The organism is Ferruginibacter albus, from assembly GCF_020042285.1.
Classification (GTDB): domain Bacteria; phylum Bacteroidota; class Bacteroidia; order Chitinophagales; family Chitinophagaceae; genus Ferruginibacter; species Ferruginibacter albus.
The window spans coordinates 2227209-2251553 of record NZ_CP083388.1 but is presented as its reverse complement, the minus strand read 5'-3'; the positions used below and the strand labels follow the sequence as shown (position 1 = coordinate 2251553).

Sequence of the window (24345 nt, the reverse complement as noted above, 5' to 3'; positions counted from 1 at the left end):
ATTTGCGCCCTTATGCAGAGAATCTATTTTGATAATGCAGCTACCACTTCGCTCGACCCGCAGGTACTGGAAGCAATGATGCCTTATCTGACCGAAAAGTTTGGAAACCCTTCTTCTATTTATTCTTACGGACGAGAAACGAGAATGGCGGTAGAAAATGCCCGTAAATCGGTTGCAAAAATCTTAAATACACATCCCTCTGAGATATTCTTTACAAGTTGCGGTACAGAAAGCACTAACACCGTATTGAATGCTGCTGTAAAAGACCTGGAATGCACTCATATTATTACTTCTGCTATTGAACATCATGCAACATTGCATACTGTTCAGCATCTCAATAAAAAAGAAGATGTAAAAGTGAGTTATGTAAAGCTGTTATCAAACGGACAGGTAGATTTTACTCATTTGGAAGAATTGCTTTCATCCTCCCAGGAAAAAACATTGGTAACGTTAATGCATGCCAATAACGAAATTGGAAATTTGCTAAGCATTAAAAGAGTAGGAGAGTTATGCGAAAAATACAACGCATATTTTCATAGCGATATGGTGCAAACCATCGGGCATCTATTGGTGAACCTGAAAAATATTCATGTTCATTTTGTGAGCGCTTCTGCACACAAATTTCATGGCCCGAAAGGAGCAGGATTGTTGTACATTAATGGCGACGTAAAGATCGATCCGTATATACATGGTGGCGGGCAGGAAAGAAATATGCGTGCGGGTACAGAAAATATTTATGGAATAGTTGGACTGGCAAAAGCGTTAGAGTTAAGCATAGAAAATCATGAAAAAGATAGTGCATACATTTCTGCATTAAAAAAATATATGCATGATGAATTGCAAGATAAAATACCGGGCGTAAGCTTTAACGGAGATGTGTTGGAGAAAACCTTATACACTGTTTTGAGCGTAAATTTTCCTTCTACTGCAAAATCGGAAATGCTGTTATATAATCTTGATATTAACAATGTCTGTGTAAGTGGAGGCAGCGCCTGCAGCTCTGGCACTAATATCGGTTCACATGTAATGGCGGCTATCAGCAATGATCCAAACCTGGTTACGGTGCGTTTCAGCTTTAGTAAGCACAATACAAAAGAAGAAGTGGATACAGTGATCGAAAAAGTGAAACAGTTGTTGAATTGATCCGTATCAATATGAATAAAAGAGGACCATCTCTACCTCATCATAGGCTCTAATTGCATTTTGCTTTTATTATTCTCTTATATTTAATGCATGAAACCCGGTTTCTATAAAACGCTATCGAGTATTGTTGTTATTGCATTTGTTTTATTCTGGATTGCAAGTGCTGCGTTCTCTATTTCCACTAGTACGCCGAATGATACATTAGCAAAGCATTTTCCAGGGTTGAGCAGAAGATTTAGTCACACCTGGGCATTGTTCTATAAAAATTTTGATGCAAATGATGAGCTGACCCTATTACTCCGCAATAAAAAAACAGGGCTAACAGATACAATGAATTTGATGAGCGAAAATTTTTCGCTTAAAGCTAAAACTGCACCATTCAATCAGCATTATTTTATACTGGACAAGCTGCTCACCCATTACGTTACTGTTGCAAAAGTTAAAGGACAAAGCTTTCAAAAACTGATAAATGAAGATACATTAGGCAAGCAAAGCTTGCCTTTGCTAGCGCAAAAAGATAAAGCGTATCAAACAGCGCTTAAAACACTGGATAATTATTGTCGGTATGTATTGCTTCAAAAAAAGACAGATACTGCAGGAAAAGAATATAAGATAATGATCACCACCACTTATTTGAAACCATTTGAAGAACGGAATGATTTAAAATACGTTCCGAAAACCTATACTTACTATCAATCGGATTACACTTCTTTTTAAATTATGTATAAAAGCTTATTGCAAATAGAAGATTGGGCAGGAAGAGAAAATAGAAAATCTTTCTACTTAGCTTTTTTGCGTGTTGCTATAAGCGTATGGTTATTGAAAGAACTGTTAATTGATTGGCCGGATCTTACTATTCTTTATGGCTCTAAAAGTTTTTTAGTACGTAATGATAATATTATTAACGGAATACCTTTTTTCAGAGCGCATTATATGATATTGGTGTACGTTTTTATTGTATTTATTGTTTTAAACATCTTAGGCATAGGAAGATGGATGACTGCATTAACGCTTCTTATTTTATCGGATATTTTTCAGCAGTTGAATCCTGTAATGGTAAATGGTGGCGATAAAATGGCAAGGCTGGTAATATTGTATATGGTCTTTGCCAATTCCTACGATTATTTTGTATTGTATAAAAGCAAGCCGGTTAAAGACCCGGGTAAGAAAAGATTTATTAATATAGTTAGTAACGCTGCCGCCTACTCGCTGATGCTGCAGTTATGTATAACTTATTTCTGCACAGGATTGGGGAAGCTATATAATGAAGTTTGGCGAAACGGGACAGCTTTATATTACGCTATGTCTTTAAATAGATTTGCAGGAACTGCCTGGAATGCATATTTAGTTCAAAACACCTTCTTTGTAAAAACGGGCACTTATTTCACCTTGCTTTTTGAACTTACTTTTCCTTTTTTAATCTGGGTAAAAAAATGCAGAATGCCGCTTATCATAGCAGGAGTGATCTTGCACCTGGCTATTTATATTTTTTTAATGCTCTACGGGTTTGAAGTGGTTTTTATTTTACTGCTCGGGCTATTTTTTTCCAATGAAGATGTACTGCGTTTTGTAAATAGATTTTATAAACTATAATTACTTCATTAATTGCCGGATGGATGCCAAATGACTGAACAGAATTGTTGGTACAATAAAGCAAGGCAGCCAAATAAAAGGAAAATACAGCACAGCAATATTGGGTTGTTCAAATCCTAGCTTTTGAAAAGCAAAAGGTGCTGATAGAACTGCAATGATTACAATATTCCCTAATAAAAGAATGCTTATAATATTCCAGCCGATAAGAAACCCTTTGGTAATTATCTTCTGCTTAAAATATAAATAACCAACAAGCGGTGCTGTTATGCCGGCAATAATATCAAGGTTGCGGCCCGCAAATGTCATTACCTGGGGTACTGCCTTGCTAAGAAACAACCAATACAGAACAGTCTCTACCAATATGCGCACTGTATGAATATAGGTTAATGTTGTTAACGGTAAATTATCAATAAACCTTTTGCCTGCTTTTGTTATGAATAAAAATAGTATTATTAGTAATGCAGGCACAATAGCCAAAATAAATCTTGGAGGAAAACTTTTGGTGTTAAGATAGAATCCCTTGTTTGCCAAAAAGCCTTGTGCGCCCAGCCATATCAACAACATAAAAAAAACGACAAATGTATTTCTTTTGAACTGCTGTTTGAATGAATAACGAATGGCTTTGCATAGATAATACCATGTGATAAGTGTAGTAATAATAAACACAATCGTTATAAAAAGCGGAATGGAAGCTGGCATCGTAAATAGTTTAGGCTTTTACAAAATACAAAAACTTAAGTAGCGATGCAAGTGATGGTTTGTTATTTCAATAAGACAAGATTGCTATTTACAGAAAAGGTCTTTCCATTATTGACGATCACAGATGAGCTTCTGTAAACAACCTGCGATGTATTTAACGTACACACGCCGCCGTTAGCAGGATTGATAATAACTTCATTGCCTGGAGGAAGAATAGCCGGTGGCTTGATCTTATTATTCCAGTTAGTACTGTCTGACCAATAGCCATTGCCGACAAACGTGTAAACATTTACAGGATATTCCATCGAAGATGCAGCTAATAAAAAACCACAATAACCATGTGGATGTTGTGTGCCTGTTGCGGTCGGACAATTAACCGGTAAATAAGGCGCACTTGTATATTCCAGGTAATTATCCTGCACACTCATAGCAGGTGCAAATGATCTTATTTGCGGTAGACCATCCGTATAAGTTCCTACTTCATTTTGCAATCCTGCCCAGCCTTTTTCCGCAACCGACAGATAGCTTGTATCAATAAAGCCATTGCTCACTGCAGTTTTTAGAGCATATATTATTAATCCGCTGCCGGATGTTTCCAAATAATTACCGGCAGAATCCTGTTTGTTTATCACCTGGTACCATAATCCTGTGGCGCTATCCTGGTTATCTTTTATTCCTGCAGCAAGATCATTTAGCAAATTTTTTAACTGATCATATTTTGGATGTGATGCCGGCAAATATTCTAAGATATCTACTAATGCAGCAACATACCATCCCAATCCCCTTGACCATACTTCACTTGATATACCTGTAGCAGGATTTGCCCATGATTTACTTTTGCTGTAATCCCATGCATGATAAGGTAGTTTTTTCGTGTTATCGTAAACGTGAGATGCTATTAATAAAGCCTGGTCAACAGCAGTGTCGATAGCTACATTATCAGTAAACATAGCTCCGTACTTAGCCAAAAAGGTGTGCGCCATGTAAATGCCATCCAGCATCATTACATTATCATATGCATGTGTATTGTCGTTTTTATGCCAATAGCCGCCATCAGGTGTTGTTTTAAAATTGCCGCTGGTTAAAAGATAATTTCGTATTTGCGTGGCGGCAGTTTTGTATTTCGTCAGCCCTGTTTTTTCATACAAAAACAAGCACAGCAATGCCGGATGTATCTTATCTAAAGTAGGAGAAAGATTGATAGCACTTATCTTTCCTGTATTATCTACATAAGTATCTATGTATGCTTTGATGTAATTCAGATAATTAGTATCACCGGTAGCTTGGTAGGTCTTTTCTATTCCACGCAATACAATGGAATTGGAATATTCCCAACCTTTATTGGTTAGCGCATTAATGGTTGGTTTGTACCGGTTAAGAATAGCATTGGAAAAGCGTACAGACCAGGTTGTTTGTGCAGGGGCTTGTGAAATCAATACGATCAATACCAGGAAGGGAAATAATTTTTTCAACTGTCAGCAAGGTTTTGCCAAAATTATAGCTTTGTAATAAACGGTATTAAAATATCATCGGGAACGATGACGTACAAATGAATTGTATTTACATTCATAAAAAAGCCGCTGAATAATATTCAGCGGCTTAAGTGTTTTAGTAATATTTTAGAACTGCGTTCCTTTTTAGTTTACTTTGACCAAATGCATAGTAGCGGTTGCCGAAAAGAAACCGGGGACACTAAGTGTTTGTACAAGTGTTAAGGCATTGCCCGATACAGAGAAAGAAGCATCTTCAACCGGTATGCCGGGGTCTCCTGTATAGCTGGTAGGAACTGTAGATATTTTGCCGTTGGCAGTAGTATATGTGCCTACTTCTGTTGATGGAGGATCTCCATTAGGATCAGAAAGGCTATAAGTGCCATCTGATTTAAATGTAATGGTACCTGCATTAGCCGAATAAGTTGAATCGGTAATATTCTGATTATTACTGATTGTAGAATCTACTTCTACTGCATGTGCCGACACCGGCCGCCAGGTTCCCACCAGAGCACCGGGATCGCTGGTTGCATTATCTTTTGAACAGGATACGAGAAAAACACCGGAAATTAATACCAGCGAGGAGACGAATAAAATCTTTTTCATAAATGTAAGTTTTGCCGCAATATAGTACAATAATTGATAAAAAGAACTAATGTTTGAAATAGCTGATATATAAACTGCTATTTCTTTTTGTTAACTTTAATGTAAACTTTTTTTCATGCCATTGTACATGGATCAGCATATTCTGCCGGGCGTAAAAGCCAAAGATGTTGCGGAGGCGCACCAGATGGATATGCTTATTCAGCATGATCATTCCTGTAATTGCATAACCTATTGGATAGATGAAAAAAGGGGCAATGTTTTTTGTTTGATAGAAGCACCGTCAAAAGAAGCAGTACAAGCTTTACATGGGCAATCGCATGGATTGGTACCTAACAAAGTAATTGAAGTAAATAGTTCTATCGTTGAATCTTTTTTAGGTCGCATCACTGATCCGGAAGATGTTGTAATGCAAGATGGACTAAAAGTATTCAACAATACCTCATTTAGAATTTTAATGGTTGTAAGGATCAGTGATGTAGCATTGCTGCAACAACAATTAGGCAGATCTAAAACCAATGAATTGATAGTACAATATAATACTGCCCTGAGAAAAATACTAACAGAGCATGGTGGACGTGAAATAGAAAATGATAAAAATGATTTTGTTATTTCTTTTACTGCCACTAATAAAGCTATCGCTTGTGCATTGGAGATCAACGACGCATTGTCTGTTATAAATGACCTTGGATGGAAGATCGCAGTAAGTGCAGGAGATCCTGTTGCCAACAACGAGCAATTATTTGGAGACACCATACAACTGGCAGAACGAATGTTGAGCATAATAAAAGATGCGCCCATACTTATTTCATCCAATGTAAAAGACTTGCTTGCTAAAGAATATATTGATAATGCTGCCATTCATGTATTATCACCGGCTGATGAAGAGTTATTGAATGCATTGTTCAATACGCTGGAAGAGAACTGGCAGGAAAATGATTTTTCCATTGAAGATTATTGCGCTTCAATAGCGATGAGTAAATCGCAATTATATCGTAAAACACTTGCCTTATCGGGATTATCTCCCAATTTGTTCTTAAAGGAATTTCGCCTTCAAAAAGCAAAAGAGTTGTTGAAAAAACAACGCAATAATATCTCTGAAATAACCTTCAATACAGGGTTTACAAGCCCTTCTTATTTTACCAAATGTTTTAAAAAGAAGTTTGGTATTACTCCATTGGCTTACCTGGAAGAGATTTTATAAGCGTACAGCCTGAATGAATTTTACCATTTATTGAATGATTTGTTACAGCCTTTCGCCCGGTGTCACTACTATCTTTGGTTTATTAATAATCAACTTAAAACTTAAGATCATGAAAACACTATTTAATTTTCGCAATTTGTTGCTGGCGGCTTTATTAATAACAGGATATACATCGCTTGCACAAACAACATCAACTACTAAAAAAGAAGAAACAATGAAAACGTATTTAATTGAAAGAGACATTCCAAGTGCCGGTAATTTTACCGCAGCTGATCTAAAAGCTATTTCACAAAAATCCTGTAGCGTATTAAAGGATATGGGTTCCGATAATATTCAGTGGGTACAAAGCTATGTTACAGACGATAAAATATTCTGCGTTTATAAAGCAAAGAATGAAGATCTTATCAGGGAACATGGTGCTAAAGGCGGTTTCCCCGTAACAAAGATCACAGAAATATCATCCGTTATTAGTCCTGCTACAGCGCAGCAATAATTTAAAAGCATTCTTATCTAACATCATCCGTAGTTGGTTTATACCGCTGCGGATGTTTTGTTAAAAATAGTTCGGAAAGGGCAGCGCAAGCCATCTCTAACATTTTTTTCACGTATCAGGTATTAGTTTAGTGTTATTCTTCACCGCTAAATTGTATGAAAAATGAAACACCTACTTCTCTCTGCTTTATTAGGCGTTGGCGTTGTAAACGCAAATAACGGAGCCGCCTATTCTAACATGCCGTTAACCGGTAATTCTTTAAACATTAGTTCGCAGGTTGGCTCCGATGGCAGCACCCGCATGCGGGCTATTGAGTTTAAAGCACAGGAATTTTGCCGCGTAGAGTTGCCTGATTTCTTTTACGATGTACATTATTCTTTAGTTAGCGCAACAGTATATTTTTCCGGTGCTAATTTTAAGGGTATCGAAAAAGGAACGATCAGCAGCACCCGCCTGGCACCTATTAAAAAGCTCATGGATCGCTGTATTCCCGGGTCTGTAGTAACATTTGATGATGTTAGAGTAGTTGGCCCGGATAAAGAAGTTCGTACGATCGACGGACTTACATTAGTGTTGTATTAATCCTTTATCATAGTGACAGACAAAAAGTAAAGCGCAGGAATTTATTCTGCGCTTTACTTTTTTGTAAAAATTAAATAGCTGTCTTTGATACAATAGCTTTTACTTCTTTTTGAAGTGTTGGCAATAATTCTTTTTCAAACCATTTGTTTTTTGCCTGCCAGATATTGTTCCTGGGAGAGGGGTGAGGAAGTGGCAGGTAATAGGGTAAATAAGTTTTAAAATTTCTAACCGTTTCTGTCAGTGTGGGTTTCGCTCTATCTTTTAAATAATAATTCTGGGCATATTGTCCTACAAGCAATACAAGCTGAGCATCTTTTATAAAAGAAAATAATTTATTGTGCCATAGCGGAGCACATTCAGGACGGGGTGGAAGATCGCCGGATCTTCCTTTACCCGGATAGCAAAAGCCCATTGGTATCAATGCAAAAAGATCGGCGTTATAGAAGCTGTCTTTATCAACGCCTAACCACTTTCTTAAATTGTCGCCGCTTTTGTCATTCCACGGAATACCGGTTTTATGAACCAGGCGTCCGGGAGCTTGTCCAATGATAATGATCTTGCTTTTCTTGCTTGCCGATATTATAGGGTTTACCTCGATATGTTTTTCGCACACGTGGCAATTTTTAATATCTTTTAGGATATTGTTCATATGGGTTATAAAAATAAAAGGTTAGATCTTATTTGTCGGCCTGAGGATCGGCATTCCAGATGTCTGTTATGCATTTCCCAGCTTTTAAAGTGTCAATTGTTTTTTGCTGATCGGATGTATTTATTTGAGTATTACATGCAGTAAATAAAACTGCTGTTACTATTAATGTGATAAGATTTTGCTTCATGGCAATTCAATTTTTATTGTATTAAAGATATTCTTTTTGAAAAGAGAAAAATAGTTTTTTAACAACCATACCGAAGGATGCATTAAGATGCGTGCCATTCAGATATGCCGCGTCCTACACTAACCAAAATATAAAAAATAAAATAGATGATCATACCTACAGCTAAAGTACGTTCATTCATTTTGTAGTCCTTTGGGTTGCTTTTATTGTATGTATAATAAAGGATGAACGTGTTTAGAATAAGAACACTTGCCGGGATTATAAAAAAAGGTCCTTTATGTAGGAATAGAGTTTCAAGCAAAGACTCAAAAGGCAATGCTGATATAGAGATTATTCCAATTTTATTTAATTTTTCAGGAGCGATCATTTAAATAACTGAAGAGTTAATAAAGCGGTTTGTATCTTTTTTTATGTAACAAATTATAAATTATTGTTGCTTATTTACCTTCAATATATGTCTTTCTGTATTTTTCTGTTATCGCACCTTTATTTTCTTCGTGGTCGAACATGTACTTGTTATCATGCCCAAACCAACCCACTCCATCAGCCTTAAACGTAGAAGGATCAGCATCTTTGATTACTTTATTTTCAAAGAAAACATTGCTCTTGTCTTTTATGTAATAAGAGCTTATAATTTCAGCTGAATTATAAATAAGCGAGTCAACCCGCAAATTGTTCCAATAATAATAACGATCGTCTTTACCCCAATTTTCATCAATTGCATTAAAGTAGTTTGGATCTACACCGGGCAGCTTATCGAATTGATAATATACATTGTTTCCGTCCTTAGCCCAGAGATAATCTTTTATTACTGTAAACGTTTTTGGGTCTGCATATTTTACAATGTAATCCGGCCCGCCGAATTGTAATAAGTAAACATGATCTTTATCTTTCCAATAATATTCTTTTACCTGTGCAAAAGTATTGGGATCTGCATGTTCTAAAACAGCCGACCCTATAAATACATAGTTTTTATCTTTTCCCAGGTCAATATTAAGGTTATGGTCAATGGTTTGGAATGAAGCTGCATCTGCATTTTTCATTAAAATTTTTTCCATGGTCCAGCTACCACCATTTATCCACTTGTGATAAACTTTTCCATCTTTGCTTTCATAGCCGGTTTGACAGCTTGTTACACCAAATGACAAAGAAAAAATTGTAAGCGAGCCAATCAACAATTTTTTTACCATTATGCCTTTTGCCATGTGCTTTTTTCTAAAAATAACATTTTCTTTTTAGGAACGTCTCTGACAATGCCTTCATTCAAAAGATATATCTTCGAAATAGTAAATACAGCTATATGAAATATTTTTTTCTGCTTTTACTACAATCGATTGCTTTGATCGTATCTGCTCAACCAGACACGATACCTTCAGGGGTATTTCATTGGAATGAACTACGTGTCAAAAAAGAGAAAGATAGAGAAACACGTTTCATTGCAAAAGGCATTACAAATGAGTTCAGTTATTTTGAACTCCATGCTACTACGCAACAAAAAGGAGCTACCCCTAAACCATCGCATGCGCAAACAGATATTGAAGAGCTGATCATCGTCAAAGAAGGTATGATGAAAGCCAGTGTTGGCGATACCACTGTTGTGCTGGGAGCGGGCAGTGTCTTATTGATTCCCCCTAAAGTAATGCAGGCATTAGAAAATATTGGCGATGGCCCATTGACCTATTACGTTTTACAATTCCGTGCAAAAAAAGGCTTGGATCTGGAAAGGAATAAAATGGCCGGTGGTGCTTTGTTATTGAATGCCGATTCATTACCATTTATAAAAACAGAAAAGGGTAGTACCAAAAAATATTTCAACCGGGCTACAGCTACCTGTGAAAATTATGAAATGCACATCACACAACTAGAGCATAAGGGTCCAAGTCATGCAGCGCACCAACATGTTGACACCGAAATTATTTTAGTGATCGATGGGGATGTAGGAGTGACAGTTGATGGTAAAGATTATGCTGGTACCAATGGCGATCTTTTTTTAATAGAGAGTGGGAAGCTTCATGGCGTGAGTAATATATCTGATAAGCCGTGCAGCTATTTTGCATTTAAATGGAGATAAGTTGTTTAGAGAATTAGTTCACTGCAGAAGTGAACGAGTTGTCTTCGTAACATAACTATTTCACCTCTTAGCATAACTAGTTGTCTTAATTAGAGAATTAATTCACCTGCAGAGGGGAAGGAGTTGTCTTCGTTAGAGAACTATTTCACCTCTTAGCACAACTAGTTGTCTTAATTAGAGAATTAATTCACCTGCAGAGGGGAAGGAGTTGTCTTCGTTAGAGAACTATTTCACCTCTTAGCACAACTAGTTGTCTTATTTAGAGAATTAGTTTACTGCAGAAGTGAACCGTCTATTGTAGCTTTCGAGCAACGTCTCTCGCAGAGGACGTTGCGACTAATTAAATACTGCACTTATTTGGGTTAGGCTGTTAATGTTGACGCAACGTCCCTATCGGAGACGTTGCTAGGAAAGAGTTTCTTAAGTTTTAATATGCTAAAGGTATGTTGAAAAGTGGTTAACATAACTATACTCAATAGTATCACTTCAGCTAATCTCATAAAAAAATCCACTCCTGTTACGAAGTGGATTTATAACTAAGCTTATAAAGCTATTAATAACGATAATGCTCAGGCTTGAACGGACCTTCTTTAGGAATACCTAAGTAGTCCGCCTGTTCAGTTGTTAATTCGTCTAACACAACGCCAATTTTAGCAAGGTGCAAACGGGCAACTTTTTCATCCAATACTTTAGGTAAAACGTATACTTTGTTTTCGTATTTACCGTGGTTTGTCCACAACTCAATTTGCGCCAACGTTTGGTTGCTGAAAGAGTTACTCATAACAAAGCTTGGGTGACCGGTTGCACAACCTAAGTTAACCAATCTACCTTCAGCCAATACAATTACATCTTTACCGTCAATTGTATATAGATCAACTTGTGGTTTGATGGTATTTTTAGTAGAACCGTAGTTTGCATTTAACCATGCCATGTCAATTTCAATATCAAAGTGACCAATGTTACAAACGATCGCTTTGTCTTTCATTGCACGGAAATGTTTTTCAGTGATCAGATCACGACAGCCACTCGCAGTAACAATGATGTCTGCTTCTTTCACCGCATCGATCATTTTCTTAACTTCAAAACCATCCATTGCAGCTTGTAAAGCACAGATAGGATCGATTTCAGTAACGATAACACGGCAACCGGCACCTGCTAATGAAGCAGCAGATCCTTTACCCACATCACCATAGCTACCCACTACAGCAACTTTACCAGCCATCATCACATCAGTAGCACGACGGATCGCATCTACCAATGATTCTTTACAACCGTATTTGTTATCGAATTTAGACTTCGTTACAGAGTCGTTTACATTGAACGCAGGAATAGGCAAAGTACCTTTTTCCATTCTTTCGTATAAACGGTGTACGCCTGTTGTAGTTTCTTCTGATAAGCCTCTGATGTTAGCGATCAGCTCAGGATATTTATCAAAAACGATATTGGTAAGATCTCCACCATCATCTAATATCATGTTCAAAGGTTTGTCAGCGCTGCCGAAGAACAATGTTTGTTCAATACACCAGTCAGCTTCTTCCAAACTTTGACCTTTCCATGCATACACACCAATACCTGCAGCAGCGATAGCAGCAGCAGCCTGGTCTTGCGTAGAGAAGATATTGCAAGAGCTCCATTTAACTTCAGCTCCTAATGCGATCAATGTTTCAATTAAAACAGCAGTTTGAATGGTCATGTGTAAACAACCGGCAATGCGTGCACCTTTTAATGGTTGCTTAGGACCAAACTCAGCACGGATAGCCATTAAGCCGGGCATTTCTGCTTCAGCCAATTTAATTTCTTTGCGACCCCATTCTGCCAGGCTCATATCAGCCACTTTATAAGGCAGTTTAAAATCAATAGACGATTTTGTTACTGTTGACATGTTTAAAATTTTAGAACACAAAAGTAATCAGATAGGATAAAATACTATAATGATTTAAAAAATCAGGATAAAATAGTATATTTAATACATTATACAGGATAAAAATAAAGTTTACTATGGCAAAAGCTGTTAAAAAAGCACAAACTACTGCGCCGGTTTCTATTGACGAAACAGATATTGAAATATTGAAGCTGTTACAGCAAAATGCAAAGATCACCGTAAAGGAAATTTCAGACAATGTACACCTGAGTACATCGCCGGTGCATGAGCGTATCAAGCGCATGGAAAATGCCGGCATCATCAAACAATATGCAACATTGGTAGATCATACCAAAGTAAAAAAAGGATTGATGGTGATCTGTTATGTATCATTAAAGCAACACGATAAAAACGCCGGTACAAAATTTATTAAATACATAAATGAGTTGAATGAAGTAATAGAGTGCTACAATATTTCCGGCGAGTTTGATTTTATGTTGAAGGTGGTGAGTGAAGATATGAATGCGTATTACGATTTTCATGTAAACAGGCTAAGTCAACATGAAAATATTGGGCATGTGCAAAGTGTGTTTGTAATGGGGGTGATAAAGCAAACACATGTGCTGGTGAATTAATAGATCAGTATTGTTGAAAGCTTTAATTATTATTCATGTTGCAGCGCTTTTTCTATTCGTTTGTCTGGAATGATCCACATAACTGCAACGAGCATGAATAAGCTTCCTGAAATAACAGGGTTTACATAGGCAAACGGGATGGCGGCTGCATAGCCAATAACTGAAAAATATCCTTTTACTGCCACCCGCTGTAATGCATGTCTTACATGAGAATCATTATCCAATGTATGCTCAATTCTTTTTTGCAAAATGGTAAATGCGGCACCACACAATAGTAGCAGTATGGCATATGTTGCTACGGTAAAAGCTGCAAAATGATTTTCTCCCATCCAGGCAGTGGCAAAGGGAATTAACGAAAGCCAGAATAATAAATTCAGGTTACTCCATATAATGCCTCCGTTTACTTTTTTAACGGTATGTAATAAATGATGATGATTACCCCAGTATATTCCAATGAAAATAAAGCTCATGATATAACTTAAAAATACGGGTGCCAGTTCTTTCAATGCTTCCCAGCTAGCATTGTGCGGTACTTTTAATTCGAGTACCATAATGGTTATAATGATGGCTAATACTCCATCGCTAAAAGCTTCGAGACGGGTTTTATTCATTTTATAAAATTAAGGTTGCTAACTTTTAAAAGCTACCAACCTTATTATATTTTGATAATTGTAATTATAAAGTTTCTTTCAACCAGTTAAAGAACTCATGTTGCCAAACCAATGCATTTTGCGGACTGGTTACCCAATGGTTCTCTTCCGGGAAGTATAAGAGCTTACTTTTAATGCCTCTTAGTTGTGCAGCCTGGAAGGCTTGCTGCGCTTGTTCTAACGGAACTCTGTAATCATGTCCGCCTTCAATGATCAATATCGGGGCATCCCATTTGCTTACAAAATTGCTGGGGTTGAATACAGTGATAGATTTTTGTGCATCAGCATTTGTTTTGTCCCAGTAAGGTCCGCCGTGTTCCCAATTCTCAAAGAACATTTCATCAGTGGTGCCGTACATGCTTTTAGTATCAAACACACCATCATGTGCAATAAATGTTTTAAAGCGATGATTGTGTATGCCGGCTAAGTAATAAACAGAATAACCGCCATAGCTGGCGCCAACACATCCTAAGCGAGTTGTGTCAACAAAGGCTTCTTTCTTCATGGCATCAATAGCGCTTAAATAATCGTTCATTACCTGACCGCCCCAGTCTTTACTTATTTGTTCGTTCCATTTAGTGCCAAAGCCAGCCATGCCGCGTCTGTCCGGTGCTACAATTATATACCCATTGGCAGCCATTAATTGAAAATTCCAACGGAAAGAATAGAATTGCGTAAGTGGAGATTGCGGACCGCCCTGGCAATATAATAAGGTGGGATATTTTTTTGTCTTATCAAAACCCGGGGGATAGATAACCCATACCAGCATGTCTTTATTATCGGTTGTTTTTACAAAACGTCTTTCTATCTTACTCATGCCGATCGTTGCATAAGCAGAATCATTCACATGCGTTAGCTGTTTCATGCTGCCATTACTAATGTCAACCGTATATAATTCAGGTGCATGATTCATATCTGTTCTGGATACGATCAAGGCATTATCTGCTTGTCCAACGATGCCGGCGATATCAAAATCTCCGCTGGTTATTTGCTTAATAACAGGCATCATTTTAGTAAGCCCGGGATAGCTTACGCTGTATAATTGTTCTGTGCCGTTAACGGCAGATAGGAAGAAAAGGTTCTTATTATCGTTGCTCCATCTATAAGAACCAATGCTGATCAAATCGTTTTGCTTGGTAAGGTTTTGTTTGGTGATGCCGTTGGAAACGACCAGGTCCTGCTTGTCAGATTCATATCCATCTCTTTTCATACTAAGCCATGCCAGGTCTCCATTTTTATTGAAAGAAGGAGAGATGTCATACCCTTTATTGTCTTCAGTAAGATCAGTTGTTTTACCGGTTTCAATATTGTAAGCATACAGATCTGTATTAGTGCTTAGCGTATAATCGGTACCGAATTTCTTTTTACAAACATACACTACTTGTTTCCCGTCTGTACTCCATACATAATCATTTGGAGTGCCGTGAGGTTTTGTCGGACAATCATATGGTTCATCGAACATCAGGTCTTTGCTGCTGTCTTTTAAAGAAAGAAATACATGATTGAATTTCCCATCTTCCCAAGTATCCCAATGGCGGTACATTAAATTATCATAGATCTGCACATTTGATTTTGATAGATCAGGATAATAATCGCTGCCATACACTTTTTTTAGTTTTACAGCTTTATCGCTGATGGTATATTTTCCGTCAGGAGATATTTTATCGTTACCTATGATGCTGTCAACATTTGTAACAATAACGGGTGTTCCTCCGTTTAACGGAATCGAATAAGTTTTTGTGTCAAAGCTATTGTTGGCAATATCAGGAGTTGTAACATTATATAGTACACTTTTTCCGTCTTTCGAAATGCCCACGCCGCCCACTCTTCCAAGTTGCCAAAGCAATTCCGGTGTTAGGTTTTGTGCAACAGCCGTTGATGTTATGAATATAATTGCTATAGTAAACAGCATCTTGTAGTTCATAAGAAAAAATTTAATTATTGATATTCTCCAAATACATTCCTTAATTCATTGGCGATCTCTCCTAAGGTACAATAATTCTCAACAGCTTCAATTACAAGGGGCATAAGATTTCGACCATCAACGGCCGCTTTTTTTATTTTTTGTAAAGATGAATTTACCTTTTCATTATTACGGGTTGCTTTCAGCTTTCTTAATTTATCTGTTTGTAATTGCTCAATACTTTCGTCTACTTTAAATACAGGAACTGTATTTTGTTCTGATTGCTGAAACTTATTTACGCCAACAATGATCTTTTCGCCGGTCTCAATTTTTTGTTGATAGTCGAAAGCGCTTTTGGCAATTTCATTTTGTATAAAGCCTTGTTCAATAGCAGCAACGCCGCCACCTAAAACATCGATCTTCTCAATTAATTCCAAAGCAGCCTGCTCTATTTCTGTAGTAAGCGTTTCTATAAAATAGCTTCCTGCCAAAGGGTCTGCAGTATCCGCAATACCACTTTCAAATGCTGCAATTTGTTGCGTGCGAAGCGCCACAGAAGCAGCTTGTTCAGTGGGTAAACTCAGCGCTTCATCGTAACCGTTAGTATGCAGACTTTGTGTGCCGCCTAATACTGCAGCTAAAGTCTGTATGGTAACTCTTGAAATATTATTTAACGGTTGTTGCGCCGTTAACGTAGCACCGCCTGTTTGTGCATGAAAACGAAGCATCATCGCTTTTTCATCCGTAGCGCCCAATTCTTTCATAATGCTTGCCCATATCTTTCTTGCCGCTCTGAATTTTGCAACTTCTTCAAACAAATTATTATGTGCGTTAAAAAAGAAGGAGAGGCGTTTGCCAAAAATATCAATGTCCAACCCTTTGTCCAAAGCTGCTTTAACATATGCTTTGCCGTTAGCTAATGTAAAAGCTATTTCCTGTACAGCGGTGCTGCCTGCCTCACGTATATGGTAACCGGAGATGGAAATGGTATTCCACTTGGGTAACTCTTTGCTGCACCATTCAAAAATATCGGTAATGATGCGCATGGAAGGTTTGGGCGGATAAATATAAGTGCCTCTTGCTGCGTATTCTTTTAAAATATCATTCTGAATAGTACCGTTTAGTTTCGTAAGATCGGCGCCTTGCTTTTTTGCCAATGCAACATACAATGCTAATAGAATAAATCCTGTGGCGTTAATGGTCATCGAGGTAGAAACATCTTCCAGTTGTATGCCTGCGAACAATGCTTCCATATCTTGCAAAGAGTCAATAGCTACCCCCGTTTTGCCAACTTCACCATTAGCCAAAGCATGGTCGCTGTCGTAGCCTATTTGTGTGGGGAGATCAAAAGCAACGCTCAATCCATTTACACCTTGCGATAATAAATAATGGTAACGTTTATTGCTTTCTTCGGCAGTGCTGAAACCTGCATATTGGCGCATGGTCCATAATTTACCACGATACATGTCTGCCTGTATGCCTCTTGTATACGGAAAATTGCCGGGAACTTCCAGTTGAAAGTTTTCGGGAGTGCTGCTGTAAACCTTTTTTATTTCAATTCCTGAATCGGTATGTATTTTCTTTTCATCAGGCATATAAAATTGGTTAAAGTACTTTCTTTGCTTCAAATTGTAAGGCCTCTGCTATTACTGCGCTTAGATCTGCATTTTTTGCAGAAGCATATTCCATTAATAGTTTGCCTAATTCTATGCCGGGAGAATGCGTTGGTAAATTGGCTGCGATTTGGTTAATGATAAAAATATTTTGGTCTTTAAAATTACCGATCGCTTTCCACATTTCGGGACTTATATAAATCTGTTGACTCACATTGTACTCATATTCTGTACGTATGGTTTCCAATAATGTAAGCTGATAATCGATCACATTCAAACCTGAGGTAGGTATTCTATTGACAATATTTTTTAGAGAGCTTCTTTCTATAAAAACCGCTAATCTTTCGTACGCCTGTAATTTTAAACGTAATGGCTCATTGTTGATATCCATCCGGTCCTTTATCTCTGCTTTCATTTTTATAAACTCAAAAAGAACCCAAAATAAAACAACCATCACTGCCACAAAAAGCGCTATCGTAAAATATTGTATATCCATATAAAAAACTGACTGTTTGGTAACAAAATTAAGGTAAGTAAATACAATGGCGGGATATTTTTTAATGCAACTATGTAAATGAAATTATAAATATCTTTATGAAGAAGCAGATGATTGAGATAGTTTTTTAGGACTGCCAAAATACGTAAATTTGTTTAAATTTTTAAGATGGAAACAATTACCGAAGCTCCGATAAAATTTACAGCCGGAGCAATTAGAGAAATAGAAAACCTGATGCACAGAGATGATTTTGATAAAACAAGTTTTTTGCGTGTGGGTGTAAAAGGCGGTGGTTGCAGCGGTATGAGTTATGTATTGGGCTTTGACGCCAGAACTGATAAAGATGAGCTGTTTGCAATAGAAGGTATTCCTGTAATAATTAATAAAGCACATGGAATCTATTTGGCAGGAATGGAAATAGATTGGCAAAATGGATTGAATGCAAGAGGATTTACTTTTAGTAACCCGAATGCAAGTAAGACATGCGGTTGCGGAAGCTCCTTTGCAGTATAAATATTTTGTGAAAGATATTTTAAAGCAGCGTTACAACAACGCTGCTTTTTTATTGATAATATTTCTTTAAATTGAATCGCTGTTTTAAAAATGATTGTTGCATGAATAAGTTGTTGTCAATTATTGTGATAGTTTGTGTTTGCCTGTTTACATCATTCTCCGTTAATAAACATTTATGTAGAGTTTTGGTATTTAGTAAAACTGCGGGCTTTCATCACGAGTCAATTGCAGCAGGCATCACAGCTATACAAGAACTGGGAAAACAAAATGCTTTTATTGTTGATACTACTACGAATGCATCTTTCTTTAATAAAGAAAGTTTATCTAAATACGCCGCAGTGATCTTCTTAAGTACAACAGGTGAATTGTTTAACGATACACAACGAACCGCATTTAAGCAATATATACGATCAGGCGGCGGATTTGTAGGTATACACGCAGCAGCCGATGCAGAATATAACTGGACCTGGTACAGTAAATTAGTGGGCGCCTCTTTTTTAAGCCACCCTCAACAACAGGCAGCAACATTAATAGTAAAAAATAAAACACATCCTGCTACAAAATATCTCCCTTTGGCATGGATACGAAAAGATGAATGGTACAACTTTAAAAATATTGATAGTGCCATAAATGTCTTGATCACTATTGATGAAAAAACATATACGGGTGGAGTGAATGGGGATTTTCATCCCATGGCGTGGTATCATGACTATGAAGGTGGTCGTTCTTTTTACACGGCATTAGGGCATACGATCGAGTCATATACTGATCCTCTTTTTTTAAAACATTTATTAGGAGGCATACAGTATGCAATTGGTAAAAACTGCAAATAAAACTTATGCAAAACGAAATTGGATTTTATACAATTAAAAATGATAACGGTTATGAAGCAGCCATCAGTAACTATGGTGCAAGATGGGTAAGCATGTGGATACCGATTGAGGGAAAAAAAATAAATGTTGTAGTTGGTTATGAAACGGCAGATGAATACATTAATAATTCAGCCGTATTTCACGGTGCTTTGGTAGGACGTTATGCAAATAGAATTGCACATGGAAAATTTAAGTTGAATGGAAAGGAATACCAGCTTCCGGTAAATCATGGTCAACATCATTTGCATGGAGGTACAAAAGGGTTTCATACTGTTGCCTGGAAGATAACTAAGAAAGAAAATAATAGTATCACATTTGAGTATTTGTCCGCTGATGAAGAAGAAGGTTATCCCGGAAACCTGAAACTAACGGTATGCTATACAATAAAGAATGATAATACGATGCAGATAGATTGCAGTGCGGTGACAGATACTCCTACAATAATCAATTTAACAGCTCATCCTTATTTTAATTTGAATGGAGCTGGCGCTGGTTTAATCACTGATCATATACTGTCAATTAATGCAGATCATTTTACACCGGTTAACAAAGAATTAATTCCTACAGGAGAAATAAAAACAGTAGAAAAAACATTTTTTGATTTCAGAGCTTCTAAAAGAGTGGGGGAGGATATACACAAAACCGATATGCAGTTAAAGTTAATCGATGGTTACGACCATAATTTTGTTTTAAACAGATCCAATGGTAATCTCTCATTGGCGGCTACATTAATAGGGGATATAAGTAAAATAAAAATGGAAATATTTACGACAGAGCCCGGATTACAATTTTATACAGCCGGAGACTCTTTGTGTTTGGAAACGCAGCATTTTCCGGATTCTCCCAACCATACGAATTTTCCTTCAACAGTATTAGAGCCCGGCGATCAATTCCAGACAACAACTGTCTTTAAGTTTACGGCTTAATAATTAAGCAGACTCCCGTATAATTAATTTGGAAGGAATTGTAATGGTCTTTGTTTTCTTAGGGATATTATTCGATTTGATTTGACGGATCAGTTCTTTTGCAGCCACTTCTCCCATTTGCATGCCCGGGTATTCGATCGTAGAAAGCTTAGGCGTGATCAGATCACACAATACATCATTATTAAACCCAAATACTGCTATATCTTTCGGGATGTTCAATCCCCTTTCATGAAGCAGGTTAATACATACAGCAGCGGCAAAATCATTGGTAATAAAGAAAGCGTCAGGCTTTGACTTTAATAATTCTTCTACCGCTTCTATTGTGGCTTCTTTATCTAAGCTGCAAATTTTTACGAGGTCTTCGTTAAAAGAGATTTTTTTTTCTTTTAAAGCTTGCTTGTATCCTTCGAGCCTGTCATAATAAACATTTCGGGTAAGGTTAGCCGTTATATGGGCAATTTTTTTGTATCCTTTTTTTAAAAGATGAAACGTTGCGTCATAGCCGCATTTAAAATTGTCGATAACAACCTTGGTGCATTTGCTATTGGTAATTACGCGATCGAAAAAAACTACGGGAATCTTTCTTTCAAAAAAAAAGTCAAAATGATCCGTCTCTTGTGTATTAAGCGCAAGTGATACGATCAATCCGTCCACACGTTTATTTAGCAGGTTTTTTGTATTGGCTTTTTCTTTTGTGCTATCTTCAGCTGAGTGTGCGATCAATAGATCGTATCCTGCTGCTGAAGCGGTCTTTTCAATGCCCGCCAATACAGAAGTAGAGAAGTTACTATTTACCTCATGCAACAATACACCAATGGTTTTAGATTGTTGTTTTCTTAAATTACTCGCAATAGTATTGTGGCGATATCCTAAATCTTTTGCAATGGCATGGATCTTTTCCCTCGTTTTACTGTTAATAACAGGATTATTATTGAGTCCTCTACTAACGGTAGTGGCCGAGATGTTCAGTTTTTCGGCAATATCGTATATGGTGACTTCTTTATCCATAATTTACTTTTGTTTCTCTCAACGAAACTTCGATTACAAAGTAAACAAAGATTTTCCTACTTTGTAGCTTTGTTTTCATAGTATGAAAAGCATCGTAAAAATAAAAAATTGCAATCGATTGCAATTTTAGAAAAAAAAGCTACTTTAGCAAATCGAATATTGCTAAAAACAGCAGTTTGCCAAATGAATAAAACGCTTCTCCTGGGAATAGACGTAGGTACTTCTTCCATTAAAGTATCAATAGTGGATGCACTTTCACAAAGAAATATTGTGTCGGTTACTTATCCGGATAATACAGAACGTGAAATTAGATTACCGTTCCAACATTGGGCTGAGCAATCTCCTTTGCAATGGTGGAGCGATGTAAAAGCGGCTATTATAAGAGCAAATCAAACAAATTTATACTCACCTGCAGACATAAAGGCAATCGGTATTTCTTATCAAATGCATGGATTGGTGATTGTAGATGAAAAAAATAATGTATTACGTGACGCCATTATTTGGTGCGATAGTCGCACGGAAAAGCAAGCAGAGAAAGGGTTGTCAGTAATTGGCGCAGAAAGATCATTATCACATTTATTGAACTTTCCCGGCAATTTTACTGCCTCCAAACTGTCATGGGTAAAAGATAATGAACCCGGTATATATAATAAGATCGATAAAATATTATTGCCGGGCGATTATATTGCCATGCAACTAACGGATAGGGTTACCACAACAATATCAGCGTTATCAGAAGGAGTGTTTTGGGATTTTAAACAACAACAATTATCTGAAGATATTTTACAAGCTTTCGGATTTGATAAAAAGCTAATCCCTTCTTTACACTCGGTGTTTTCTTCGCATGGAAATATTACAGCAACAGCAGCAAAAGAATTGAACTTGCCGGAAGGAATTCCGGTAACTTATAAAGCCGGCGATCAACCAAACAATGCCTTATCATTGAATGTATTTGAGCCTGGTGAAATTGCAACTACAGCAGGAACAAGCGGTGTTATCTATGCTGTAAACGATTCATTGGCTTACGATAAACTTTCAAGAGTTAACACATTTGCGCATGTTAATCACACTAATGAAAATAACCGCTTGGGAGTGCTGCTTTGTATCAATGGCGCAGGTATCAGTAATCGCTGGATAAAAAACCTGGTGGATGAAAATTTGTCTTACCAACAAATGAATGAAATGGCTTCTTCTGTTTCTATTGGAGCCGATGATCTGCTGTTTCTTCCTTTCGGGAATGGAGCAGAACGAATGTTATGTAATAAACAATTAAGTGCTGAATTCAACAATATCAACTTGAATAAGCACAGCAAAGCACATCTGTTCAGGGCGGTGCAGGAAGGAATAGCGTATGCATTCCGTTATGGTTTGGATATTATGCGTGAGAATGGCATGCAAACAAAGGTGGTTAAAACAGGTAAGGCAAATATGTTTTTAAGTAAGGTATTTGCGGAAGCATTTGTAAATGCTACAGGTTTGAGTTTGGAATTATATAACACAGATGGCAGTGTGGGTGCTGCGTTAGGCGCAGGTGTAGGTTTAGGGATTTATAAAACACCACAGGAAGCATTTGCGAAACTGGAGCTCTTAGAAACAATTCATCCTGATAAAGAAAAAGTATCGGCATATAATAAAGTATATGAAAAGTGGAAGGCAGCATTAGAGAAGCAAATGAAATAATTGTTGAATGACGATATGCTTTACAAGTGAGATTATCTCATTTCTTTCAGTGAAAAAAATGGATGACGAACAAGTTCACAACGATGATGAATAAACGCAGAATGCCGGGAACAAAAAAATAACATAATTAAAATAAAAACACAATGGCAATTACAAAAGGAGACAAAGAATATTTCAAAGGTATTGATCAGATAAAATATGAAGGACGTGAAACGGATAATCCATTAGCGTTTCGCTGGTACGAAGAATCTAAAACAGTAGCGGGCAAACCAATGAAAGAATGGTTTCGCTTTGCATGTGCGTACTGGCATTCATTTAACGGAAGTGGCGCAGATCCATTTGGCGGTCCTACACATTTTTTTCCATGGGATGCAAACACCGATCCAATTCAACGTGCAAAAGATAAGATGGATGCGGCTTTTGAGTTTATTACAAAATTATCATTGCCTTATTATTGTTTTCATGATGTTGACCTGATCGATTATACCAATGATATTTCAGATAATGAAAAACGTTTAAATATCATCACTGATTATGCGTTGGAAAAACAAAAGGCAAGCGGTGTGAAATTATTATGGGGAACAGCCAACCTGTTTTCACATGTTCGTTACATGAATGGAGCAGCTACCAATCCTGATTTTCATGTATTGGCACATGCAGGCGCACAGGTGAAAGCGGCATTAGATGCAACGATAAAATTATCCGGAGAGAATTATGTTTTTTGGGGTGGAAGAGAAGGCTATATGTCGTTGCTCAATACCAATATGAAAAAAGAACAGGAGCATTTGGCAAAGTTCTTACACATGGCAAAAGATTATGCACGTAAGAACGGTTTCAAAGGAACTTTCTTTATTGAACCCAAGCCATGTGAACCATCCAAGCATCAATACGATTATGATGCGGCAACGGTTATTAGTTTCTTACGCCAGTATGATTTGATGAATGATTTTAAATTGAATTTAGAAGTAAACCACGCAACCCTTGCGGGGCACACGTTTCAGCATGAGGTGCAAGTAGCAGCAGATGCCGGCTTATTAGGTTCAATGGATGCAAACAGGGGGGATTATCAAAATGGCTGGGATACAGATCAGTTTCCCAATAACATCAATGAATTGGTGGAAACGCTATTAATTATTTTAGAAACAGGTGGTTTTAAAGGTGGTGGCATCAACTTCGATGCGAAGATCAGGAGAAACTCTACTGATATGGCAGACTTATTCTATGCACACATTGGAGGCATGGACAGTTTTGCAAGGGCATTGATTATTGCAGATAACATTTTACAAAGATCTGAGTATAAGAAATTACGTAAAGACAGGTATGCCTCTTATGAAAGTTCAACCGGTAAAGATTTTGAAGACGGAAAACTTTCCCTGGAAGATCTAAGAAACTATGCCGTACAAAACGGTGAACCAAAAATGATCAGCGGCAGGCAAGAATATTTTGAAAATATTATCAATCAATACATCTAATC

25 protein-coding genes are annotated in these 24345 nt (G+C 37.2%); 13 read left to right on the top strand and 12 right to left on the bottom strand.

What is annotated here, in order from left to right; all coding sequences use genetic code 11:
- Nucleotides 1-12: 12 nt before the first annotated feature.
- The 3 genes from K9M53_RS09755 to K9M53_RS09745 all read left to right on the top strand — a co-directional run bounded on the left by K9M53_RS09755 (nucleotide 13) and on the right by K9M53_RS09745 (nucleotide 2736).
- Nucleotides 13-1143, top strand: a complete 1131-nt coding sequence (locus tag K9M53_RS09755; protein WP_224014282.1) for a cysteine desulfurase family protein — start codon at nucleotides 13-15, stop codon at nucleotides 1141-1143.
- Nucleotides 1144-1233: 90 nt separating this feature from the next.
- Nucleotides 1234-1860, top strand: a complete 627-nt coding sequence (locus tag K9M53_RS09750) for a hypothetical protein (protein WP_224014280.1) — start codon at nucleotides 1234-1236, stop codon at nucleotides 1858-1860.
- A 3-nt stretch (nucleotides 1861-1863) separates the two neighbouring features.
- Nucleotides 1864-2736, top strand: a complete 873-nt coding sequence (locus K9M53_RS09745; RefSeq protein ID WP_224014278.1) for an HTTM domain-containing protein — start codon at nucleotides 1864-1866, stop codon at nucleotides 2734-2736.
- On the opposite strand, the gene K9M53_RS09740 is transcribed toward K9M53_RS09745, so the two are convergent.
- The 3 genes from K9M53_RS09740 to K9M53_RS09730 all read right to left on the bottom strand — a co-directional run bounded on the left by K9M53_RS09740 (nucleotide 2737) and on the right by K9M53_RS09730 (nucleotide 5531).
- Nucleotides 2737-3435 (bottom strand): hypothetical protein, encoded by a 699-nt coding sequence (locus K9M53_RS09740; protein ID WP_224014276.1) that lies wholly within the window; start codon nucleotides 3433-3435, stop codon nucleotides 2737-2739. It lies immediately after the preceding gene.
- 62 nt (nucleotides 3436-3497) lie between these two features.
- Nucleotides 3498-4907, bottom strand: coding sequence for a glycoside hydrolase family 88/105 protein (locus tag K9M53_RS09735; RefSeq protein WP_224014274.1), 1410 nt, complete (start codon nucleotides 4905-4907; stop codon nucleotides 3498-3500).
- 165 nt (nucleotides 4908-5072) lie between these two features.
- Nucleotides 5073-5531 carry a lipocalin family protein gene (locus K9M53_RS09730; RefSeq protein ID WP_224014272.1) on the bottom strand — a complete coding sequence of 153 codons (459 nt, stop codon included), beginning with the start codon at nucleotides 5529-5531 and terminating at the stop codon, nucleotides 5073-5075.
- Between the two features lie 115 nt (nucleotides 5532-5646).
- Between K9M53_RS09730 and K9M53_RS09725 the strand changes: the two genes are divergently transcribed.
- From K9M53_RS09725 to K9M53_RS09715, 3 genes are all read left to right on the top strand, one after another.
- A complete protein-coding gene (locus K9M53_RS09725) occupies nucleotides 5647-6732 on the top strand; it encodes a nickel-binding protein (protein WP_224014270.1) in 1086 nt (361 codons plus the stop codon).
- 109 nt (nucleotides 6733-6841) lie between these two features.
- Entirely contained in the window at nucleotides 6842-7225 is a 384-nt protein-coding gene (locus tag K9M53_RS09720) for a DUF4242 domain-containing protein (protein WP_224014268.1), read from the top strand.
- A 162-nt stretch (nucleotides 7226-7387) separates the two neighbouring features.
- On the top strand, nucleotides 7388-7807 hold the full coding sequence (locus tag K9M53_RS09715) for a hypothetical protein (RefSeq protein ID WP_224014266.1): 420 nt from the start codon (nucleotides 7388-7390) through the stop codon (nucleotides 7805-7807).
- Nucleotides 7808-7877: 70 nt separating this feature from the next.
- On the opposite strand, the gene K9M53_RS09710 is transcribed toward K9M53_RS09715, so the two are convergent.
- From K9M53_RS09710 to K9M53_RS09700, 3 genes are all read right to left on the bottom strand, one after another.
- Nucleotides 7878-8420, bottom strand: a complete 543-nt coding sequence (locus K9M53_RS09710) for a uracil-DNA glycosylase family protein (protein ID WP_224014264.1) — start codon at nucleotides 8418-8420, stop codon at nucleotides 7878-7880.
- Between the two features lie 64 nt (nucleotides 8421-8484).
- The gene (locus tag K9M53_RS09705) at nucleotides 8485-8643 is read right to left on the bottom strand and encodes a hypothetical protein (RefSeq protein WP_224014262.1); all 159 of its coding nucleotides are present in this window, start codon (nucleotides 8641-8643) and stop codon (nucleotides 8485-8487) included.
- Between the two features lie 437 nt (nucleotides 8644-9080).
- Nucleotides 9081-9848, bottom strand: coding sequence for a DKNYY domain-containing protein (locus K9M53_RS09700; protein ID WP_224014260.1), 768 nt, complete (start codon nucleotides 9846-9848; stop codon nucleotides 9081-9083).
- Between the two features lie 95 nt (nucleotides 9849-9943).
- Between K9M53_RS09700 and K9M53_RS09695 the strand changes: the two genes are divergently transcribed.
- Complete coding sequence (locus tag K9M53_RS09695; RefSeq protein WP_224014258.1) at nucleotides 9944-10714, top strand: cupin domain-containing protein; 771 nt, start codon at nucleotides 9944-9946, stop codon at nucleotides 10712-10714.
- 553 nt (nucleotides 10715-11267) lie between these two features.
- On the opposite strand, the gene ahcY is transcribed toward K9M53_RS09695, so the two are convergent.
- On the bottom strand, nucleotides 11268-12596 hold the full coding sequence (gene ahcY / locus K9M53_RS09690; protein ID WP_224014255.1) for an adenosylhomocysteinase: 1329 nt from the start codon (nucleotides 12594-12596) through the stop codon (nucleotides 11268-11270).
- 116 nt (nucleotides 12597-12712) lie between these two features.
- Here ahcY and K9M53_RS09685 point away from each other — a divergent pair, with 116 nt between their 5' ends.
- Nucleotides 12713-13210: an Lrp/AsnC family transcriptional regulator gene (locus K9M53_RS09685; RefSeq protein ID WP_224014253.1), complete on the top strand. Its 498-nt coding sequence runs from the start codon at nucleotides 12713-12715 to the stop codon at nucleotides 13208-13210.
- A 29-nt stretch (nucleotides 13211-13239) separates the two neighbouring features.
- Here K9M53_RS09685 and K9M53_RS09680 read toward each other — a convergent pair whose 3' ends face one another.
- The 4 genes from K9M53_RS09680 to K9M53_RS09665 all read right to left on the bottom strand — a co-directional run bounded on the left by K9M53_RS09680 (nucleotide 13240) and on the right by K9M53_RS09665 (nucleotide 17872).
- The gene (locus K9M53_RS09680) at nucleotides 13240-13821 is read right to left on the bottom strand and encodes a TMEM175 family protein (RefSeq protein ID WP_224014250.1); all 582 of its coding nucleotides are present in this window, start codon (nucleotides 13819-13821) and stop codon (nucleotides 13240-13242) included.
- A gap of 64 nt (nucleotides 13822-13885) precedes the next feature.
- A complete protein-coding gene (locus K9M53_RS09675) occupies nucleotides 13886-15784 on the bottom strand; it encodes a S9 family peptidase (protein ID WP_224014248.1) in 1899 nt (632 codons plus the stop codon).
- A 14-nt stretch (nucleotides 15785-15798) separates the two neighbouring features.
- Nucleotides 15799-17358 carry an acyl-CoA mutase large subunit family protein gene (locus K9M53_RS09670; protein ID WP_224014246.1) on the bottom strand — a complete coding sequence of 520 codons (1560 nt, stop codon included), beginning with the start codon at nucleotides 17356-17358 and terminating at the stop codon, nucleotides 15799-15801.
- A 10-nt stretch (nucleotides 17359-17368) separates the two neighbouring features.
- Nucleotides 17369-17872: a DUF7935 family protein gene (locus tag K9M53_RS09665; RefSeq protein ID WP_224014245.1), complete on the bottom strand. Its 504-nt coding sequence runs from the start codon at nucleotides 17870-17872 to the stop codon at nucleotides 17369-17371.
- 168 nt (nucleotides 17873-18040) lie between these two features.
- Between K9M53_RS09665 and K9M53_RS09660 the strand changes: the two genes are divergently transcribed.
- From K9M53_RS09660 to K9M53_RS09650, 3 genes are all read left to right on the top strand, one after another.
- Nucleotides 18041-18385 (top strand): HesB/IscA family protein, encoded by a 345-nt coding sequence (locus K9M53_RS09660; RefSeq protein ID WP_224014244.1) that lies wholly within the window; start codon nucleotides 18041-18043, stop codon nucleotides 18383-18385.
- Nucleotides 18386-18486: 101 nt separating this feature from the next.
- A complete protein-coding gene (locus K9M53_RS09655; protein ID WP_224014243.1) occupies nucleotides 18487-19218 on the top strand; it encodes a ThuA domain-containing protein in 732 nt (243 codons plus the stop codon).
- Between the two features lie 5 nt (nucleotides 19219-19223).
- Complete coding sequence (locus K9M53_RS09650; RefSeq protein WP_224014242.1) at nucleotides 19224-20183, top strand: aldose epimerase family protein; 960 nt, start codon at nucleotides 19224-19226, stop codon at nucleotides 20181-20183.
- 3 nt (nucleotides 20184-20186) lie between these two features.
- Here K9M53_RS09650 and K9M53_RS09645 read toward each other — a convergent pair whose 3' ends face one another.
- Nucleotides 20187-21191 (bottom strand): LacI family DNA-binding transcriptional regulator, encoded by a 1005-nt coding sequence (locus K9M53_RS09645; protein ID WP_224014241.1) that lies wholly within the window; start codon nucleotides 21189-21191, stop codon nucleotides 20187-20189.
- A gap of 183 nt (nucleotides 21192-21374) precedes the next feature.
- Between K9M53_RS09645 and K9M53_RS09640 the strand changes: the two genes are divergently transcribed.
- Nucleotides 21375-22871 carry a xylulokinase gene (locus K9M53_RS09640; protein ID WP_224014240.1) on the top strand — a complete coding sequence of 499 codons (1497 nt, stop codon included), beginning with the start codon at nucleotides 21375-21377 and terminating at the stop codon, nucleotides 22869-22871.
- A gap of 143 nt (nucleotides 22872-23014) precedes the next feature.
- A complete protein-coding gene (gene xylA, locus K9M53_RS09635) occupies nucleotides 23015-24343 on the top strand; it encodes a xylose isomerase (protein ID WP_224014238.1) in 1329 nt (442 codons plus the stop codon).
- Nucleotides 24344-24345: the final 2 nt, after the last annotated feature.

Bases quoted from the DNA above. Each gene is read 5' to 3' on its own strand.
- K9M53_RS09755 (WP_224014282.1), top strand. From the start codon at position 13: ATGCAGAGAATCTATTTTGATAATGCAGCTACCACTTCGCTCGACCCG.
- K9M53_RS09750 (WP_224014280.1), top strand. From the start codon at position 1,234: ATGAAACCCGGTTTCTATAAAACGCTATCGAGTATTGTTGTTATTGCA.
- K9M53_RS09745 (WP_224014278.1), top strand. From the start codon at position 1,864: ATGTATAAAAGCTTATTGCAAATAGAAGATTGGGCAGGAAGAGAAAAT.
- K9M53_RS09740 (WP_224014276.1), bottom strand. From the start codon at position 3,435: ATGCCAGCTTCCATTCCGCTTTTTATAACGATTGTGTTTATTATTACT.
- K9M53_RS09730 (WP_224014272.1), bottom strand. From the start codon at position 5,531: ATGAAAAAGATTTTATTCGTCTCCTCGCTGGTATTAATTTCCGGTGTT.
- K9M53_RS09725 (WP_224014270.1), top strand. From the start codon at position 5,647: ATGCCATTGTACATGGATCAGCATATTCTGCCGGGCGTAAAAGCCAAA.
- K9M53_RS09720 (WP_224014268.1), top strand. From the start codon at position 6,842: ATGAAAACACTATTTAATTTTCGCAATTTGTTGCTGGCGGCTTTATTA.
- K9M53_RS09715 (WP_224014266.1), top strand. From the start codon at position 7,388: ATGAAACACCTACTTCTCTCTGCTTTATTAGGCGTTGGCGTTGTAAAC.
- K9M53_RS09705 (WP_224014262.1), bottom strand. From the start codon at position 8,643: ATGAAGCAAAATCTTATCACATTAATAGTAACAGCAGTTTTATTTACT.
- K9M53_RS09700 (WP_224014260.1), bottom strand. From the start codon at position 9,848: ATGGCAAAAGGCATAATGGTAAAAAAATTGTTGATTGGCTCGCTTACA.
- K9M53_RS09695 (WP_224014258.1), top strand. From the start codon at position 9,944: ATGAAATATTTTTTTCTGCTTTTACTACAATCGATTGCTTTGATCGTA.
- ahcY (WP_224014255.1), bottom strand. From the start codon at position 12,596: ATGTCAACAGTAACAAAATCGTCTATTGATTTTAAACTGCCTTATAAA.
- K9M53_RS09685 (WP_224014253.1), top strand. From the start codon at position 12,713: ATGGCAAAAGCTGTTAAAAAAGCACAAACTACTGCGCCGGTTTCTATT.
- K9M53_RS09680 (WP_224014250.1), bottom strand. From the start codon at position 13,821: ATGAATAAAACCCGTCTCGAAGCTTTTAGCGATGGAGTATTAGCCATC.
- K9M53_RS09675 (WP_224014248.1), bottom strand. From the start codon at position 15,784: ATGAACTACAAGATGCTGTTTACTATAGCAATTATATTCATAACATCA.
- K9M53_RS09670 (WP_224014246.1), bottom strand. From the start codon at position 17,358: ATGCCTGATGAAAAGAAAATACATACCGATTCAGGAATTGAAATAAAA.
- K9M53_RS09665 (WP_224014245.1), bottom strand. From the start codon at position 17,872: ATGGATATACAATATTTTACGATAGCGCTTTTTGTGGCAGTGATGGTT.
- K9M53_RS09660 (WP_224014244.1), top strand. From the start codon at position 18,041: ATGGAAACAATTACCGAAGCTCCGATAAAATTTACAGCCGGAGCAATT.
- K9M53_RS09655 (WP_224014243.1), top strand. From the start codon at position 18,487: ATGAATAAGTTGTTGTCAATTATTGTGATAGTTTGTGTTTGCCTGTTT.
- K9M53_RS09650 (WP_224014242.1), top strand. From the start codon at position 19,224: ATGCAAAACGAAATTGGATTTTATACAATTAAAAATGATAACGGTTAT.
- K9M53_RS09645 (WP_224014241.1), bottom strand. From the start codon at position 21,191: ATGGATAAAGAAGTCACCATATACGATATTGCCGAAAAACTGAACATC.
- K9M53_RS09640 (WP_224014240.1), top strand. From the start codon at position 21,375: ATGAATAAAACGCTTCTCCTGGGAATAGACGTAGGTACTTCTTCCATT.
- xylA (WP_224014238.1), top strand. From the start codon at position 23,015: ATGGCAATTACAAAAGGAGACAAAGAATATTTCAAAGGTATTGATCAG.